This is a genomic window from Wolbachia endosymbiont of Rhagoletis cingulata, from assembly GCF_048537655.1.
GTDB classification, from domain to species: domain Bacteria; phylum Pseudomonadota; class Alphaproteobacteria; order Rickettsiales; family Anaplasmataceae; genus Wolbachia; species Wolbachia pipientis.
On record NZ_CP175927.1, the window covers coordinates 806167 to 825277 of the forward strand.

The 19111-nt window shown below is 33.9% G+C and carries 9 protein-coding genes; 6 read left to right on the forward strand and 3 right to left on the reverse strand.

What is annotated here, in order from left to right:
- Window positions 1-24: 24 nt before the first annotated feature.
- From ACJZL3_RS03815 to ACJZL3_RS03825, 3 genes are all read right to left on the reverse strand, one after another.
- Window positions 25-7449 carry an ankyrin repeat domain-containing protein gene (locus ACJZL3_RS03815; protein WP_419198585.1) on the reverse strand — a complete coding sequence of 2475 codons (7425 nt, stop codon included), beginning with the start codon at window positions 7447-7449 and terminating at the stop codon, window positions 25-27.
- A gap of 372 nt (window positions 7450-7821) precedes the next feature.
- The gene (locus ACJZL3_RS03820; protein ID WP_174516910.1) at window positions 7822-8901 is read right to left on the reverse strand and encodes an ankyrin repeat domain-containing protein; all 1080 of its coding nucleotides are present in this window, start codon (window positions 8899-8901) and stop codon (window positions 7822-7824) included.
- Window positions 8902-8996: 95 nt separating this feature from the next.
- Window positions 8997-11597, reverse strand: coding sequence for an ankyrin repeat domain-containing protein (locus ACJZL3_RS03825; RefSeq protein ID WP_419198586.1), 2601 nt, complete (start codon window positions 11595-11597; stop codon window positions 8997-8999).
- A gap of 428 nt (window positions 11598-12025) precedes the next feature.
- On the opposite strand from ACJZL3_RS03825, the gene mutL reads away from it, so the two are divergent.
- From mutL to ltrA, 6 genes are all read left to right on the forward strand, one after another.
- Window positions 12026-13822 (forward strand): DNA mismatch repair endonuclease MutL, encoded by a 1797-nt coding sequence (gene mutL, locus ACJZL3_RS03830; RefSeq protein ID WP_419198587.1) that lies wholly within the window; start codon window positions 12026-12028, stop codon window positions 13820-13822.
- Window positions 13823-13889: 67 nt separating this feature from the next.
- Window positions 13890-14816 (forward strand): WO male-killing family protein Wmk, encoded by a 927-nt coding sequence (gene wmk, locus ACJZL3_RS03835; RefSeq protein WP_419198588.1) that lies wholly within the window; start codon window positions 13890-13892, stop codon window positions 14814-14816.
- A 171-nt stretch (window positions 14817-14987) separates the two neighbouring features.
- Entirely contained in the window at window positions 14988-15662 is a 675-nt protein-coding gene (locus ACJZL3_RS03840; protein WP_419198589.1) for a JAB domain-containing protein, read from the forward strand.
- Window positions 15663-15832: 170 nt separating this feature from the next.
- On the forward strand, window positions 15833-17017 hold the full coding sequence (locus ACJZL3_RS03845) for a hypothetical protein (RefSeq protein WP_419198590.1): 1185 nt from the start codon (window positions 15833-15835) through the stop codon (window positions 17015-17017).
- A gap of 507 nt (window positions 17018-17524) precedes the next feature.
- Window positions 17525-17647, forward strand: a complete 123-nt coding sequence (locus ACJZL3_RS03850) for a hypothetical protein (RefSeq protein ID WP_419198591.1) — start codon at window positions 17525-17527, stop codon at window positions 17645-17647.
- A 43-nt stretch (window positions 17648-17690) separates the two neighbouring features.
- Entirely contained in the window at window positions 17691-18941 is a 1251-nt protein-coding gene (ltrA, locus tag ACJZL3_RS03855) for a group II intron reverse transcriptase/maturase (protein ID WP_419198592.1), read from the forward strand.
- Window positions 18942-19111: the final 170 nt, after the last annotated feature.

A 19111-nucleotide genomic window follows, 5' to 3' on the forward strand; every position in this document is an offset into this window, starting at 1 on the left:
ATATAAATATTTCAATAGTATTATTCAAAGTTTCAAACTTTTAACTCCACTTTCTATATTGACGTCTTGTAAATTTTGATCTGGCTCCTTCAGCATTTTTAACAATTTAGTTGCAATATTCTTATGTTTATTGGCTATAGCAACTTGCAATAATGTATTCCCTTGATTATTACGAGCATTTGTTACAGCTATAAACTCATCAGGTTTTACTGCTTTAAGCTTGCTGATAATTTCAACATTACCTTTTTTTGCATCTCCAAACAATTCTTCAATTAATTTCAGTAGGTTAGTAACTTTTTGGTCCTTAGAAAGATCAATAGGTATTTTACCTTCTTTGTTCTCAATGTTATAAATTGCACCATGTTTTAATAAAGATTTTACAACTTCCAAGGAGCCACCTTTAGCTGCAACATGAAGTGATGTAGTACCACTAGAAGTAGTTTTAGCATTAACAAAGTCATTTAATTTATCATGACTGATATGTTGTAACAGAACCTCAACAATTTCTTTGTAACATTTGGAAGTAGCAGTGTGTAATGGTGTATTACCTTTATTAGTAACTTGACTAACATTAGCTCCATTTGTTAGTAAGATGTTTACAATATCTATGTGTCCATTGCTAACAGCGTAATGCAACGGTGTTCTTCCATCAATATCTTTATCGTTGGCATCAGCTCCATCTTTTAACAGACGCTGAACAGTTCGTATATCACCTTTACTAGCAGCAATGTTGATATCTTTCTGCAGATGCTGGAGAACCTCTGATGCTTCGCTACCCTCAAGCTTAAATCTAAAATTAATCATCTCTATCTTTTTTAAAATATCTAAAACACTCGGATGACTTGGTCCAAAAACAGCTTTTCTTTGATCAAAACTTTCTCTGTAGACTTTAAGTGCGCTGATCCATTTCCCTTGAGCAAAAAGTACATTTGCTATGTTGTATTGAGTATTCAAGGTTTCTGGGTGATTTTGTTGTAAAGCTTTTTTCTGGATATTTAAAACCTCTTGAAAAGCTTTCAAGGCTTCATGATATTTATTTTGATTGAAGAGTACCCCAGCAATGTTATGTAACGTTCTCAAGGTATCAGCATGATTAATACCTAAAATTATTTTCTTCTTTTCAAAAACCTCTTTATAGATTTTTAAGGACTCTTCGTATTTACCTTGGTTAGCTAGTACCATTGCTATATTATTTTTGGCACTCACAGTGGCTAGATCATGTGTACCTAGTGTTTCTTTCCTCTTTTCAAAAACTGCCCTATTGATATTTAACGCTTCTTCATATTTTCCCTGTTTATCTAATACTAATGCCATGTGAAACTGAGTATTTAAGGTATCTGAATGATTTGACCCTAGTATTTCCTTTTGTCTCTGATAGACTTCTTGATAAATATTAAAAGCTTCTTCATCTTTCCCCTGTCTATGCAGCACTAAAGCGATTGTACTTCTTGTACTTAAAGTATCCTTATCGTTTAAACCCAGAATTTCTTTTTGTTTCTGAAAAATCTCTTCAAGCATACTTAAAGCTTCTTGATAAATTCCTTGCTTATATAGCACTTTGGCTATATATGTCTGAATATCTAAAGTACCAGGATTGTCTGGTCCTAGTATTTCTTTTCTTCTTTCAAATGCGCTTCTGAAAATACTTAAGGCTTTTTGGTAATTACCTTGATTCAAGAGCACTAAAGCTGTATCAATCTGAGCAGATACGTCTCTTTGCAATATCTGCTTTAACTGCTCGACTTTTGAAAAGTTACTATGTACTGCAGCAACTACTAACGTTTTGTTCTCTCTATTACGAGCACTCATCACTGCTTTTACTGTATCAATATCCTTTATCTTATTTAGGTCATTAATAACTTGAGCATTACCTTCTTTAACTTTTTTAAATGATTCACTAATTAACTTAAATAAACTAGTTATATCTCTATCTACAGTGAAGTCTGATGGTGTTTTACCGCTGTCAGAAACAGCATTATATACTGCACCATGGGACAGTAAAGCTTTTACAATTTTTAAATGTGAGAACTTAGCAGCATAATGTATAGGAGTAAATCCCTTGTTACCAACCACATTAGGATTAGCTTTATTTTGTAATAGAATATTGACAACTCCATCATAGCCCTTCCATGCAGCATAATATAATGGTGTTACACTATCAGCATTTTTGGCATTAACAAACGCTCCTGCTTTAATGTAATTCTCAACCTCTGAAGAGCTATTACGTTTTACAGCCTCAAATAATTTCTCAGTTGATGCTAATAGATTGATAACGTCTTTATCGTTAGTCATTTCTAATGGTCTTCTACAAAGCTTGTCAACAGCGTTATAAACTGCACCATTTTTTAATAAAACTTCAATAACGTCTTTATAACCAAAATTAGCAGCAATATGCATAGGGGTTAAGCCATTAGTATCTTTAGCATTAACGTCAGCACCTTGTGCTATCAAATACTTTACAACTTCTAACCGACCTTTCATTGCAGCATAGTGTAGTAATGTCTGGTTAGCTGTACCAAGCTCATTAATACTCAACCCCTTGCTAAGAAAAAACTCTACGGTATCTTTATAACCTTCTCTAGCTGCAATGTGTATAGGCTTTGATCCAGAGGCATTTTTAGCATTAATATTAGATCCTTCATCTACTAGACATTTTACCATTTCTAAGTTATTTTCCTGTGAAGCAATGTGCAGTATCGTCCAATCATCGTTGCCTTTAGCGTTCATATCTACTTTTTTATACTGCAGTAACATTTTCACCACTTGCAAATGACCATGTGCAACTGCTAATTCTAAAGGTGTTCTGCTCTTATTGTCCTTAACATTAACTTTTGCTCCATTACTTAATAGGACTTCAATAACATTAACATGGCCGTGTCCTGCAGCTATATGTAGTGGAGCACCTTCAACATTTACAACGTTAACGTTAGCCCTGTTTGCTATCAAAATTTCAGCAACTTCTTCATGGCCTTCTTGTGCCGCAAGATACAATGGTGTTGTACTATTAATAGTCATAGCATCAACATTGGCTCCCCTTGCTATCAGAGCATTTACTATTTCCTTGTGACCTCTTTTAGCAGCCAAATGTAATAGTGTAGCATCTTCAGGACCTTTCATATTAATACGGGCCTTGTTTTTTAGCAAAATCTCTACAATATCCCTATAACCAGCGAGCACTGCTAATGATAAAGGTTCACCACCTTCTGCATTAACACTAGCTCCATTTTCTACAAGAACTTCAACGATTTCCTTATGATTATGCTTAATAGCAGAAAGCAATGGTGTTAGGTTGTTACTCTTAACATTAACATTGGCTCTATTTGCTACCAAAATTCCAACGATTTCTTTATAACCTCCCTCCACAGCTACATGTAATGGTGTACTACCTGCAATACCTTCCATATTAACTTTGGCTTCATTTTTTATTAAAAGGTTCACAATATCTTTGTGACCCCCTACAATAGCTGCATGTAAAGGTGTAAGACCATAATTAGCACTAGTATTGACTTCAGCTTTACTTTTGATTAGAAAAGCAATAACGTCTTTATGTCCACTTAGAGCAGCTACATGCAATGGCGTCATGCCATCATTAGTTCTAGCATCAACTTCAGCTTTATTTTTTATTAGAAGACCAATAATATCTTTGCTACCATTCATCGCAGCTGCATGTAATGGTGTACTACCCTTAATGTCTTGAGCTCTAACTTCAGCTTTATTTCTTATTAGGAGTTCAATAATATCTTTGTGACCTTTCAGAGCAGCTACATGTAATGGTGTTAGATTATTATTGGCTTTATCATTGATTTCTACTCCATTTTTTATTAAAAGCTCAGCAACTGCCTTATGACCACTCTCTGCTGCATAGTGTAATGGCGTAGCATTATTTTTATCTTTAGCGCGAATGTTAACCCCATGCTCGAGAAGAGCAACAACTATCTTCAAGTGGCCACTCTGCACTGCAAAATGTAGTGGGGTTATACCTTCCACAGTGGCAATACTAGCATTTGCCTTATTTGTCAGTAAAGCCTTAACAATTTTCTCATGTCCATCTTTTGCTGCGTAGTGCAAAGGTGTGTTATTATAGGTTTTGTCAACAACATTAACATTAGCTCCATGCTTCAATAAAATATTAGCTATCTTTTCATGACCGTTTTCTATTGCATAGTGTAATGGTGTACAACCATCTATAACTCTGGAGTTAACATCGGCTCCTTTGAGAATTAAAGCATTCACTACTTCTAGGTGGCCATTTAGTGCTGCTGTATGTAATGGTATTCCCTCCTTATCGTTTCTTGCATTAACATTTGCCTCATTTTTCAGTAAAAAATTAACTAGCTCTAGATAACCACTTTCTGCAGCTATATGTAGTGAAGTAAAGCCACCCATAGTTTCGTTGATGTCAACATTCGCTTCTTTTTCCAGCATAATCTTAGCAACATCAATATGATTGTTTTTTATTGCATAGTGTAAAGGTGAAAAACCAGCTATATCTTTGGTATTAGTATTAGCATTATTTTTTAGTAGAATTTCAACAGCATCTTTGTGACCATTTTTAGCTGCAATATGTAGTGATGTTTTGCCACTATTATCTAGATCATCAACATATACACCTGTTTTTCCTATAAAAAATTCCACAATATTTTTCCTTCCATATGCAGCAGCAATATGTAGTGGGCTTTGACCATTAATATCTTTAACATTAACGTCTAAATTTTGATTAAGAACAAATTTTATAATTTCAAGACTAGGTCCCTTAGCAGCAAAATGTAATGTAGTCCATGAGTTAATACTTCTAGCATTGATGTCTGCTCCTTTTTTGAGATAACTCTTTAAGTCTTCAAGATTTCCTTCTTCCAACGCAGCAAACATTTTTTCCTGATTAGTAATAGTGATAAGGTTTTGATCGTATTTATCTTTCAGCTTGGAAGGATCATCTCTTACCGACTTGCCAATTTTCTTCTTACTTTTTATTACATTTTCTGAAATAAGTTTTTTAGCGTTCAAGATAACTGCTATTGAGGGATCAGATAACAATACATCAACTAAGGTATTATCGTGTGCTAAATGATTACGCAAACATTTTCCAGTTAATAAAGGAGTGTTATCATCTAAAAAAAGTAGATTGTTTTCTAGATGCTTCTCTGATCTACCTAAGATTGACATTATATCCAGAACAAGCATTTCTACTACTGCTTGCAACTTTTTATTCCTCTTGTAGGAAGGGAGCTTTTCAGTTAACTTGCCACTTAATGCGTTATTCCTCAAAATACTTTTCAGTTCAGATAACTTCAGTTCAAGCTGGTTATTGTATTTTTCTTCTGTTATGTTGTAAGCCTTCCTTTGTTTATATGTAGGAATAAACGCACCTTTCTCATTCAACTTGTTTCTTAATTCCTCAATCCATTTAAGGTCACCTGTTCCAAGTTCAGCAATGTAAAAAATCTCACAAGTTAATCTATTTACTTTATCAAGGTTGTCATCCTGTATTCTTGACCTAACACTATGAGAAATTTTCATTGATAGTTCGGCTATTTCTTTAAGATTGTGAGACTCTATTTGGAAAGGAATATTCTCTAGTGCTTTATTAGCAAAGAATTTTATTCCTCTAATAACATTATGGTCAATCTTATTGTCATTCAAACCAACATCTAAGCTCTTTAATGATATAAACGCCGTAACATAATCAGTTCTGATATTTTTTGATTTAGTTTTTGCAAAATTGATTATGTTATCAATTTTATTAAACAGCTCCTTTTCATAATTCGTCTTGTCAGTTATATTATTGCTTAATTCTTTTATGAGTTTTTCAAGCTTATCATGTTCCATCACTTTAAAACTCTCTGTAATCATTTCATCTAATTCAACGTTACTAAATATTCCAGCAACTTCTTTTATCTCGTCTAAGTTTTCACTACTGGTAATTTTCTTTAGCAACATTATGATTATTTTAATCTTGTTATTGTAAAGAATGCCAGTAATTACATTATCGATCCTTTTAGTATTATTTTGAACACCAATAAAAAAGCTAACATCTGTATTTTCTTCAATCTCTGTTCTCTTAGAGAGCGAGTAAGCATGTGATAGTGAATTACGTAAATCTATAATGACTTCTCTTGTGTTCTTTGGTAATGATAGTAGAAGAAGCTCGCTTGTAGTGCTAGATAACTTAGGAGATTCTAGGGTGTTTTTTAAATATTCACCAATAACTTGTAAAACCCTTGTAATAATTAACTGCCCTTCCCTTTGTTTAGGATCAGCTGATAACGCCAACTTTATATAATCACTTATTTTCTCTAAAGAATGAATATCTCTAATTTGTTGATAATCGCTATACAACTCTCCAAATTGAGGATAATTTCTAACGATCTCTGCAACAACCCTCTCACGTTTTAACTTTGGGAGATCAGCAAATTTACCAATGTCCACACCTTCTATAATATCTTTTTCTTCTTTAAGTTTCTTTGCAAAATTTTCTAAGTGGTTTAGTATTTTACTTTTATTCAATGTGGCATTATAGAATAGATTCATTTCCTGTCGTTTTATGTGAGAAGAAACAAAACTGATCAAACAAAATTCCATTTCTTCCCAAGGTAGTCTATCGTAGGTTGATTTCAACTGCCGCTTTAATATATGAATATTTTGTGCAATAAACTTTGCTATGAATAAAAACTTTTCATCTACTTTTTCTGTGTTTGAATACTCTGCCTTTAACAGGCTAATATTTTGAAGTACTAACTCAATCCGCTCTCTTATGTTATTAAGATAACTCTTCACATTCTGATCTTGTCCAGAAGCACTAGAGAAAAAACGGAGGTTTATCAACTTATTTTCAACAAAAATTTCTATCTCTTCTGACAAGAATACGTTCTTTAGTTTTAATTCCTCATAAGCTCGTGAAAGAATTTCATCTAATTCCCTGAAATGAACAGCAAAATAATTGCCTGGCCATTTATTAATGAGTGTATCAAGAAGTTCAACATTACCTGAACGTATAGCATAATAAAACGCATTATGGCATGTTTCATCCTCATCATCTGGTAATATAGTAGTTTCTCTGATGCCAACAGATAAATTACTGAGAATTTTACTATTATTGCCAAGTAGGTATTCTAAAATCTTTACCTTATTGTGTTTACAAGCTAAGATAACTAAGTTAGTACTCTTAACAGGATTGTTAGCATTATCATAATAGTCTCTCAAAGTTACTTGATCTTCTGCATCACTTATGTAATCAATAAAATTGCTTAATTTTTTTAAGCTGTCGACATTACCATCTGATATTGCCTCTTCGAGTTCAGTTAAAACCAGGAGATAAAGTTCTTCAGCTTTTGCTTTTCTGCGGTAGAGCTTTTTATATTCTCTAATAAACTCCTCTTTTGATGTGTAAGAACGTGATAAAAACTGTTTATCTTCTTGATAAAAACTGGTTTGTTGTTTAGGTACATGCATAAACCCTCTCTGAGATATATTTACACCAGTATTAGAATAGCAAAGTTTACTTAATATGGCAAAAATTAAAATAGCATCTTTTGTTAATAAAATATTTTTGAGAGAATATCTACTAATTCTGCAATTTCAGGACGAAAAGCCTTCACAACATTTGATTTTGGGTGTGGGAAATGTGTTGGTTGTTTAAATTTTTAGTAACACCTACTAATAATAACCCGTTTGAAAACAACAAAGAGAAATGATGATCAACTTACATAAAAAAGCACTAAGTTTAGTGTTTTGGCATTATAGCAATCTCTTATGTATCACCTCTCTGGAACCATACGACTAATTGTTGTTCATAAAAAACTCTAGTACTGACAAAAAATGTATTTATTCTAATCTTGCACGTTTGGTATCATTACTTATAGAAGTTTCATAAAGTCTTGTACCAGGCTCTACGAGATTATTTAAGGAACTTAAAGATTGAAAAGTACGTTTATTGGAATCATCAAACGCTACTATAAAGTTTAACAAGTTATCATTAGATAGATATTCAGTTATATTATATGTAGAATCATGATCCAGAATAATTTTCTTTTCTTTGGCATCTTGATCTGCCACATCTAATTTAGTATAAAATTGTATCTTACTTAACTTATTTAACAAATCTGCTCTTTCTAAAAAAGGTTTTACCTTATCTAATATGATATCATTATATATAGGATAGCGTATGGAATAATCAATTTTTGCTAGTCTTACAGATAATTGATTATTATATAGTACATGTATGTTGAAATTATTTGTAACAAATTCATATAGTGGAAGGCTATCTTTTATTTCATCTGTTTTCATTTGAAGAATTTCACAAACACAGTCATCTAGATAACTTGATAATTTACTGTAATTACTGCATCCTTTATAAGGAGATAAGTCAATAATTTTTCCGTAATCCTTATTGAAGTTCCTTACTAAAGTAAATTTAATCAACAATTTAGCGCATGCTAGATCACTTACAGCGTTATCTAAAGATGTGGAACAATTATCATAAAGCCGTCGTTCACGATTTCTTATATTAATATCAGCTCCATATTCTAATAGTTCTTTAACTACTTCCAGATTTTTACCACTTTTTTTTACAGCATGGTTCAGTGCAGTATTGCCTTTACGGTTTGTTGCATTTACATCAGCACCATGTTTCAGAAGTTCTCTAACTAATTCTAATTCCTTCCCCAGTGTTATAGCAGAATGTAGTGGAGTTTCACTATACATGTTTCTTGAATTGACTTCGGCACCACCTAACAAAAGCTCTTTAGTAATTTCTACACTACTAGTAGTATGAAGTAACGTATCTCTATTCCTTTCTACTCTAAGGTTAGCATTAGCACCTGCAGACAAAAGAGCTTTAACTTTTTCTAAGTTTCGTTCATAGACTGCTTTTTCTAATTCTTTGTTAATATTATTATTTAGCATATTTTTAAAATCCTCCTAAATTTCACTATTTTGTAACAAAATTTTTGTATATTTTCTAGATCTTGGCACCCTCATTAGAGTTTCATTTAAGAAAGCTATAACTTCAAACTCTTTACTCGATTTTCTACGCTGACATCTTGTAAACTCTGATCTGGACTTTTTAATATTTCTAATAATCTACTTGCAAGGTTTGAGTGTTTATTGATTACTGCAACCTGGACTAATGACTTGCCTTGATCATCACGAGCATTTGTTACAGCTACGCACTCATCGGGTTTTATTGCTTTCAGCTTACTGATAATTTCAACATTACCATTTTTTGCATCCTCAAATAGCTCTTCTACTAATTTCAATAGGTTAGTAATATTCTGGTCTCGAGAAAGATCAAGTGGTGTTTTACCTTCTTTATTCTTAATGTTATAAATTGCACCATGTTTTAACAAAGACTTTACAGCTTCAAAAAAGCTATTTTCAGTAGCAACATGCAACGATGTAGTGCCTTTAACTATTGTTTTAGCATTAATAAAATCACTCAATTTATTGTGGCTTACACGTTGTAACAAAGCTTCAATAATTTCTTTATGACCTTTGGAAGCAGCAGTGTGTAATGGTGTATTACCTTTGTTAGTAACTTTAGTAGCATCAGCTCCATTTGCTAGCAAGATATTTACAACTTTTATGTGCCCATTATTAACAGCATAATGTAATGGCGTTCTTCCATCCACGTTTTTCGAATCAATGATTGCTCCATCTCTAATGGAACTCTCAATTCCTAAATAATTATTATCTTCTATAGCCTTAAATAACTTCTCAACCAATTTTAGTAATTTTATTACTTCTGGGTTTCCTCTTCTTTCTGCAAAGTGTAATGGTAAAACATATCTACCTCCTTCAGCTCTAGCATTAAAGTATGCTCCGCTCATAAGTAGAGACCTAACTATATCTAAATTACCAATTTGTGCCCCTAAGTGTAAAGGTGTAGCATTTTTATCCATTTTTGCATTAACATCTGCTCCACTTATAATAAGGGTTTTGACTACCTTAGGATGACCATATTGAGCTGCAAGATGTAGGGCTGTGCCTTTATTTTGATTTTCTTTTACATTTGCATCAGCACCATGTTTCAATAGAATGGTTGCTATCTGATCATAACCTTTTTCTGCTGCAAAATGTAAAGGAGTCCAATTTGTGTGATCTAGAGCATTAATATCTGCTTCCTTTTCTAAGAGCAATTCAACCACCTCTAAATGATCATGGTCTACTGCAAAGTGTAGAGGTGTAGTACTTTTAACTGTTTTAGCATTAATGTCTGCTCCTTTCTCAAGCAAAGATTTAGCAACTTCTAAATTACCATCATATGCTGCACAATGTAGAGGAGTCCAACTTCTGTTATCTAGAGCATTAATATCTGCTCCATTTTCAATCAAGAAATTCATTATTTCCAAGTGATTATGTTCTGCTGCTAAATGTAGAGCTCTTCTACCATCATCCATCTTTGCATTTATATTTGCTCCTTTTGCAATTAAGCTCTCTACTATTTTTAAAGAAAAACCATTATATGCTGCATTATGTAAAGGAGTCCAATTCTGATCATCCACGGTGTTAATGTTTGCTCCATTTTTAATTAAAAAATCACTCACCTCGAAATGACTTTGCTGCATTGCTAGATGCAAAGGTGTAAAACCTTCGTTTTTTTTAGCATTAACATTGGCTTTTTTCTCTATTAGTAGCTTCACTACTTCTAAGTGACCATTCTGAGATCCTATATGTAAAGCTGTGGAATTATCGTGGCCTTTAGCATTAACATCAATTCCCTTTACGAGAAGAAGAGACTTAACTACTCCAAAGTGATTACGTTCTGCTGCTAAATGCAGAGGTGTAAGATTCTCATAATCCTTAGCATTAACATTAGATTTTGCTTTTAGTAAAATGTCTACTAACTCTAAAAAGCCATTTTGAGACGCTAAATGTAGAGGTGTAATCTTATCATCTGTTTTTGCATTAACGTTTGCTCCCGCTTCAAGAAGAACTTTAACTATATCTAACCTACCAGTTTGTGTTCCCAGATGTAAGGGTGTAATGTTTGCATCAACTTTACGATTACCTATGCCTGAAGATCCAGCGTTAATGTCAGACCCTTGTGAAATAAGAGCTTTAACTATTTCGAGGTTACCATTTTGTACTGCAGAATGCAAAGGTCTTGCTCGATCATTATTTACAGCATTAACATCTAATCCCTTTTCAATAAAAACATTTACTATATCTAGATGACCATTCTCTACTGCTAGGTGTAAAGGTGTATTAAGTTTATCTGTTTTAGTACTAAGATCTGCTCCATTTGCAATCAAGGTGTTGACTATATCTAAATATCCTTGCTGGGATGCAAAACTTAAAGGTGTAAAGCCTAGAATGGTCTTATGGTTTACATCTGCTCCATGAGCAATAAGAAAGTTAACCATCTCTAAGCGATTTTTTGCAATTGCAAAATACAGTGGCGTAAAGCCATCGTACTTAATCTCTGAGTTAATATCTAAACCCTCTCCTAATAAAGTGTTGACTAAATCCAACTGACCATTTCCTGCTGCTAAATGTAGTGGTGTAAGACTAAGATGTTTCTGAGTTTCATAATTTTCATTTAAAAACTCTACAAAAAATTGTAGCTGATCCAGATTATTAGATATTCTATTAGTAAACATAAAGGCCTCGCATGAAGAATTTATGTAAAATATAGTATCTACAAGTTTTTAAGCAAGATAAATCTTCTTCTTAAAAAAGATACTGTAATCCAATCTGTGTGCTTATAACTTTTTTATTTGATCATGAGTGATCAGCTGTCTCATCTGCAATAGAGACACCTTCCTTAAGTAGTTACATCAATTTTCTCTGTTTTTGCCCCTTTTTTTTCTGATGAAGATGTCTTCATTCTTCTCAGTAGCCAATATTCTTTTTAAAGAATAATCGTTACGTGCACCAAGGAACTTAGAAAGAACAATAGGAAATCCACTTAAAAAGCATTAATAATTATACATAATTCTAATGATCTTCATGAAAGGGCTTAGAATAGAATTTAATAGACAATCTGATTTTAATTGATATTAAACTGATCAGACTGAGAGTTGAAAATATGGCAATAATTCTTTTAGACACAAAAACTATAAATCGTATAGCAGCGGGAGAGGTAATAGAGAGGCCAGCAAGTGTAGTAAAGGAATTAGTAGAAAATGCAATAGATGCTGGAAGTGCAGAAATAGAGATCAAGATAGAGAGTGGTGGGCGTAACCTCATTACTGTGATAGATGATGGAAATGGAATAGAAAAGGAAGATTTGGAACTTGCATTTATGCGCCACGCTACTTCAAAATTAAGCGATAGTGAGTTAATAGAAATCAAGCATCTCGGATTTAGAGGAGAAGCTCTACCTTCAGTTGCAGCAGTCAGTAGAATGACATTATCGTCTAAGGCAAGTGGAGCAAAGGAAGCGTGGTCTATAAGGTATGAGGGAGGAGAAAAAATAAGAGAGATTACCCCTTGTTCTTTGGTGCAAGGTACATATATTGAAGTTCGTGACTTATTTTTTGCTACACCAAATAGACTAAAGTTTCTAAAAACCGAAAGGGCAGAAACACAAAGTATTGTTGATATTGTGAATAACTTAGCGATGATTAATTATAGTATTGGGTTTACTCTCACTTCTGGTAATAAAAAGCTCTTAAAATATGTTAAGCAAACTTCGCTGTTCAACAGATTATGTGAAATAGAAGAAGAATTTCAGAGCAATTCGCTGGAAGTTAAAGAGGAAGAAGACGGCATCAAACTTACGGGACACATCTGTAAACCAACTATTAGTCGTGGCAATTCAACTCAAATCTATACGTTTGTTAATGGAAGACCAATAAAAGACAATCTACTTGTTGGTGCAATTAGATATGCGTATCACGATTTTATTCCAAACAATAGGTATCCTTTTGCAGTGTTGCATTTAGAAGTACCATATGACCAAGTAGATGTAAATGTGCATCCAAATAAATCGGAAGTAAGATTTCAGAATAAAAGGTTAATATATGAAATAGTGAGAAGAGGGATAATAAAAACACTATCAACGAGATTTGCAGCGGGTGATCAAGGTATTGAAGAGGAGCTAATTTTTAATGATAGTAAAAGCCAAGAGCAGGTTGATAGTCAAGAGAAAAAAGATCAAAAAGAGTTTTATGAAAAGAGACCAAGTCTTTTAGAAAATCGTCTAATGAAAGAATTCAATGCACCAGATGAAAGAAGGCAAAGCTTACCAGAAACGTTTAAGTATGGAGAATCTCCACCCCAAAAGGAAGCGATAGTTCTAGAAAGGAAGCAAATTGATTTGGTAGAGGATCATCCCCTAGGATATGCACGTTGTCAGGTCCACAATACTTACATTATTGCTGAGGCTGGAGATAGGCTGATTATAGTAGATCAACATGCAGCCTATGAGAGGTTGATGTACGAGTGCTTAAAGCAAAAATCAAGCATAAAAAGACAAAAACTTCTTCCTGAAACAGTTGAAATTAAAAACCAAGCTGGAATGGGGATGGTTAAAACTTATAAAGATGAGCTTTTTGAAATGGGTTTTGATATTGAAATACAATCAGAAGATAAAGTAACGATAAAAGAAATACCTGCAATCTTGGGAACAATAGATATAAAAGAGATGCTAGTTGATATAGTAGATAAGTTAATGGAAATGGAAGATACGTTGCCAATAGAGGATAAGGTGAATAAAATATCAGCCACAATCGCTTGCCATGGAGCAGGAAGAAAAATGAAATTGGAAGAGATGAATGAGATACTAAGACAAATTGAGAAAACTCCATATTCTGGTCATGAAAGACCAACGTATATAGAAATGAAACTAAGTGATATAGAAAAATTGTTTGAAAGGAGATGAGTTCAGTTTGTCAAAAAGGTTCCCAATTAGGTATACGTAACGGCTCTTCTGATTATGAGTATAAAATGTGAAAAAAGAGAATAATTACTCTAATTTTTTATATTATAAAGTAGTAGGACAGAAAGTAAGAAGTTGTAGGATAGCAAAGGGGTATACTCAAAAAGATTTAGCGGGAAAAATCGGAACAACATATCAGGTAATACTGCAATATGAAAAAGGAACGCGCAGAATTTCAATTAAGAAGTTATATGAATTAGCAGAAGCATTATCAACAACTGCTAGAGATCTAGCTTGCGAACAAGAAGTATCAAATGAGGAAGAAGAGGTATTAAATCTAGTAAGAAGACATAAAGAGATTAAGGATCAAGAATTACGTGAAACGTTTTATTTATTAACTAAATTCATCCGTATTAGTGAGGAAGAAAGTGGAAAGGCAGTAAAAATAGAAGTGGCAAAGGGTTTAGTTAAGGAAGGAGTTTCTGCTCATGTTATCTCTCAAACGACCAGTTTATCTATTGATGAATATGATAATGATGAGAAAAAAATTTCTATTCCGTATAAAGTAGGTCAAAGAATAAAAGAATGGAGGTTGAGAAGAGGATACACACAAGAAGATTTAGCAAGCAAAGTGGGCGTAATAAATCAAAGAATATATGAATATGAACAAGGACGGTCTGCTGTTTCACTTGAAATGTTAGATGAAATAGCAAAGGTACTATTAATTAATATTACAGATCTGCTTCCAGAAACAACAGAAAATGAGAATAGTGAAGCAGAGCTATCAAGGTTAATAGAAGAATACAAAAAGATTAAAAGCCAAGAACTACGTTATGTACTAATAAAATCTCTGTTTGAAAGCATACAAATTTGCAAAGAGAAAGTGAAGAAAGTAGAGAAGATGAAAATTGCAAAGAATTTAGTTAAGGAAGGAATTTCTATCAATATTATTTTAAAAACAGTAGGTGTCTCTTTAGACGAAATTCAACAAATTTAAAATAAAAAAATCAGTACATATTAATATATTTACTTTTTGATGAAAAAATAAGTAAAAAAGATTTAAAAATTGATTTGACTTCACTTAAAAGCTATGGCTTTATGCCAATGCTGACAAAAAAACAGCAGTAAATATATAAAAACATTTTGTTATTAGTGAAGGGTAATTTTTATGAATAATAAGAAAAGTAGTAGAGATCGTAGAGAAGAAATAGAGTTCAGAGCATTAGAAAGCAACGGTAAAGCTCTACTTGATCGTGAAGTAATAGAAACGTTTCTAAGTGCAGTGCATGACAGGGAAGAAGCTCGAGTTATTGCTAGAAAGCTAATGGATAATTTTGGAATAGGAGGAATTTTAGGTCAGGAAATAGATGACTTAAAAACTATAGAAGGGATAACTGACTCTACAGTAGCAGTAATTTTATGCCTAAAGGAAGCTGCAAAAAGAGTACCAAGAGAAGAGTTAAAAAAAGGACCTGTAATGGATAACTTGGAAACCATCGTAAAATATTTAAGGGTGAGTATTGGTTATTCAGAGGAGGAAAAGATGAAAATAATATATTTTGATCAAAAGTGCCGTTTAAAGGGGGAAGAAGTGTTTACTGGTACAGTGGATAAGGTACCTTTTTACATAAGAGAAGTAACAAGAAAAGCATTAATAAGAAAAGCGACGTCAATAATAATATCGCATAACCACCCAGAAGGAAGGTTAAAGCCATCTGATGAGGATGAAGCTGTAACTAAAGACTTGGCTAAAGCTTGTCAGACTATAGGGATTAGGTTGCTGGATCACATTATCATCACAAGTGTTGGGTATTTTAGCTTTAAAGAGCAAGGACTGTTATAAAGGAGATGTTTGAAGATTTTCATGAGTTGTTTAACTACTTGAATGAAGAAAGTATTTGCAAATACATTAATCATTGCTTATAATTAATGAAAAAGTATATATTGAATTAATAATAAAGTAATAAAGTCGGTTATAGACTTAGTAAAGTATATTTAATAGCGGAGGCTAATATGAGTAATAAAATAATTGTACCTTTTGATGATCAAGAGGGAGGTACTTACGAGTTAAACATTGATCTTGATAGATTATCGAAAGGTGAGGTGTTAAATGCTATTGTAGGAATTGGTCGTACTAAGGAGCAATCCACCTTTGTAAGCAAAATTAATAAGGCTAAAAAGCCTGAAGAAATAGCACCTTTCCCTGGTAGAGAAGTTCGCGAAAACCAAATCAACTATGGGAAAGGATTTGACTATGTTTATGGCACAAAACCTGTAAGTGATCAAGAAGATAAAAATCCATTTGCTTCAGCTTTGAAAAAAATAAAGCCGAGTGCAGAAACTTTGAGCTGGTTAAAAAGTGAAGTGGTAGAGGCAAAGAATGTAAATGAATTGCATAAAGTTATAGACAAAGTACTAGCCTCAGGAGCAAGAATAAATGCATGTGATGACGGGGAATGGAGTTTTGCAGAGTATGTAGTATTAGGTACACATTTTCATAAATTTGATAAGGTTGATCGTAAAAAGCTAATACGTAAATTAATGCTAAGCGGTGCAGAGTTTCATGATACTTTATTGGAGAATAAATTGATAGGTGAAATCTATAATGAGCTACAGCCAGAAGTTCAGCCACAGATAGATGAGAGACTAGAAGAACTAGAGAAAGCTGGCGAAAGTGCTCTTCAAGAAGGAGAATTAATAGATGTTGAGATAGATAATACAACATCGTACATAGAATTTTCTGGGAATAGTAAGGTAGAGGTAGCCAAAATACTGAGAGAGTTAGGAAGTAATATTTTAAAAATTGGTAATGATGCAGTTGAGGTTAAAAGTGAGAAGGGAGGTATAAGAAACTATACCGATATTTCAGATGGCAGCTCTGTCATGTTAGAATTTCCTACAAGCATTGGTAAGCTAAATATTATATTGTACCACGATGTAAAAAAATATGATCAAGTACAAGTCAGAGTAGAAAACAAGGAAATGTGGTCTAAATTACAAGAAAGAGGAGAAGAAATAGGAAAAAATTGTCTTTTTGGAGGAGTGAAACTTCAAGAAGCAGTAGAGAAAGGTAATTTCACTAGATGTGGCATATGGAATGAAAAGTATGCTATAAAAGAGGTTAGCAATAATGAAGTATTGTCTCCGTGGGTAAATAGAATACGTGCAGGTAGTAAAGAAACCTTTAGAGAACTTTAATGCGTCTACAGCCAACTTTAAGGTTCCAGAGGTTTTTTCTTGCCGTTATATCTGGAGCCTTTGAGCTATAGTAGAAGATATTATATGTATGGTTCTTTGTATGGAAAAAAGTCTAGACTATGAAGTAGGGCAAAAAGTGAAAAGTTGGAGGTTAGGTGTGCCGTAGAAGCGATCAGTTGAAGCTGCACAATAGATGAGGGTAGGTCCCTCGGAGCCGGTTTACAAGAGCAGGCTTCAAACAGCCATAAGCTGCTTTGGTAAAGAGCCATGGTAGTGAGCGTTATGGAAAAGGCGCAATTATGCGTCATGTGTAAAATGGAGAGGCGAATGCAAATGAACCACTGATGAAGTGTCGAAACTTCATAGAAGATGTCAAAACCAGGTGTTCTAGCCTAACCTGGGATAAATCTATCGGAAACTTGTTTACTGGATAGATGGCGTCCGGCATATAGGTGGCGCGGATCCATTTTGGGCTATTGTGTAGAACTGCGGGAACCTGTCATTTCGATGATAAGGGAGAAATCCAAGAAGCTAAACTTCAAGGATGAGAGTACCGATGCGAAGAACAGGGGCGGATCAGCTCGTAGTAGTGAAGAAATTTCTGTAATGGAAATGGAGCGAAGGGGCTGAGTTATTCAGTTTTAATTATTTATCAACCGAAAGGGAGGAGTTAATGAGTAAAACAAAGTCTTTTGATATACCGAAGCAAGTTATTTGGAGAGCTTATAAACAAGTATCGAAAAATAAGGGTGCTGCTGGTGTAGATGAGGTTACGATAACAAAGTTTGAAGAAAATCTAAAAGATAATCTGTACAAGCTATGGAATCGAATGTCATCTGGAAGTTATTTTCCAGAGCCTGTAAAAGCTGTAGCAATACCAAAAGGTACAGAAGGGGGACAAAGAATTTTATGTGTCCCTTCAGTATCGGACAGGATAGCGCAGACAGCAGCTACAATGTATCTAGAACCGTTAGTAGACCCGAAGTTTCATGAAGATTCATATGGTTATAGACCAAACAAATCTGCACTGGATGCGGTAGGAACTGCGAGGAAAAGATGCTGGTGGTACGATTGGACGATAGATCTTGATATAGCAGGATTTTTCGACAATTTGGACCACGAGTTGGCATTGCGAGCTATCAAAAGGCACATAGACTGCAAATGGGTCATACTGTATGTTGAAAGATGGATGAAAGCGCCAATTCAGCAAGCAGATGGAAGTAAGGTAGTTAGGGATAAAGGAGTTCCGCAAGGAGGTTCAATAAGCCCGCTGATCTCAAACATATTTATGCATCATGTATTTGATGAGTGGATGAGACGAAAGTGCCCAACAATACCATTTGAGAGGTATGTAGATGATGCGATAGTGCACTGCAAGAGTAGTAGACAGGCGGAATTTATGAGGGTAGCAATTGAAGAAAGACTGGCTGAGTATAAGCTAAAATTACATCCTGCAAAGACACAAATTGTGTACTGCAAGGATGACAATAGGAAAAATGAATTTCCTAAACAAAGTTTTGATTTTCTGGGTTACACATTTAGACCCAGGTTAGCAAGAAATAAAATAGGAAAGCATTTTGTTTCATTTCTTCCCGCAATTAGCAACAAGGCCAAGAAAAATATTACTACAACCATAAGGTCCTGGAAAATACTACGAAATACACACAAAACATTAGAGGAAATATCAAAGACAGTAAATCCAATAGTCAGAGGCTGGTATCAGTACTATGGCAGGTTTTACAGGAAAGAGATATATAAACCTCTGAGAAACATAGAGCAGCACCTAGAAAAGTGGGTCAGAAGAAAGTATAAGAAGCTTCGAAATCATGGAAGACTAGCGAGGCAACTTCTAGGAAAAATGAGGAAAGAAGGGACAAATACTTTTTACCACTGGACACTAGCTTTAGGTCAAAAGACTGAATAATGGGAGCTGTGTGAGTCGCGAGGGTGCGCCGTGGTACGCATTAAGAAATACTTAGCAGAGCTAAGCGGGGTTCAGAATAAATGGCCTCGAGGTGAACAACTAACTTTAACCCGAAAGGGAAGGAGGACAAGAGCATGTATGTAAAGCGAGAGTTATCTGAAGATGTGTAA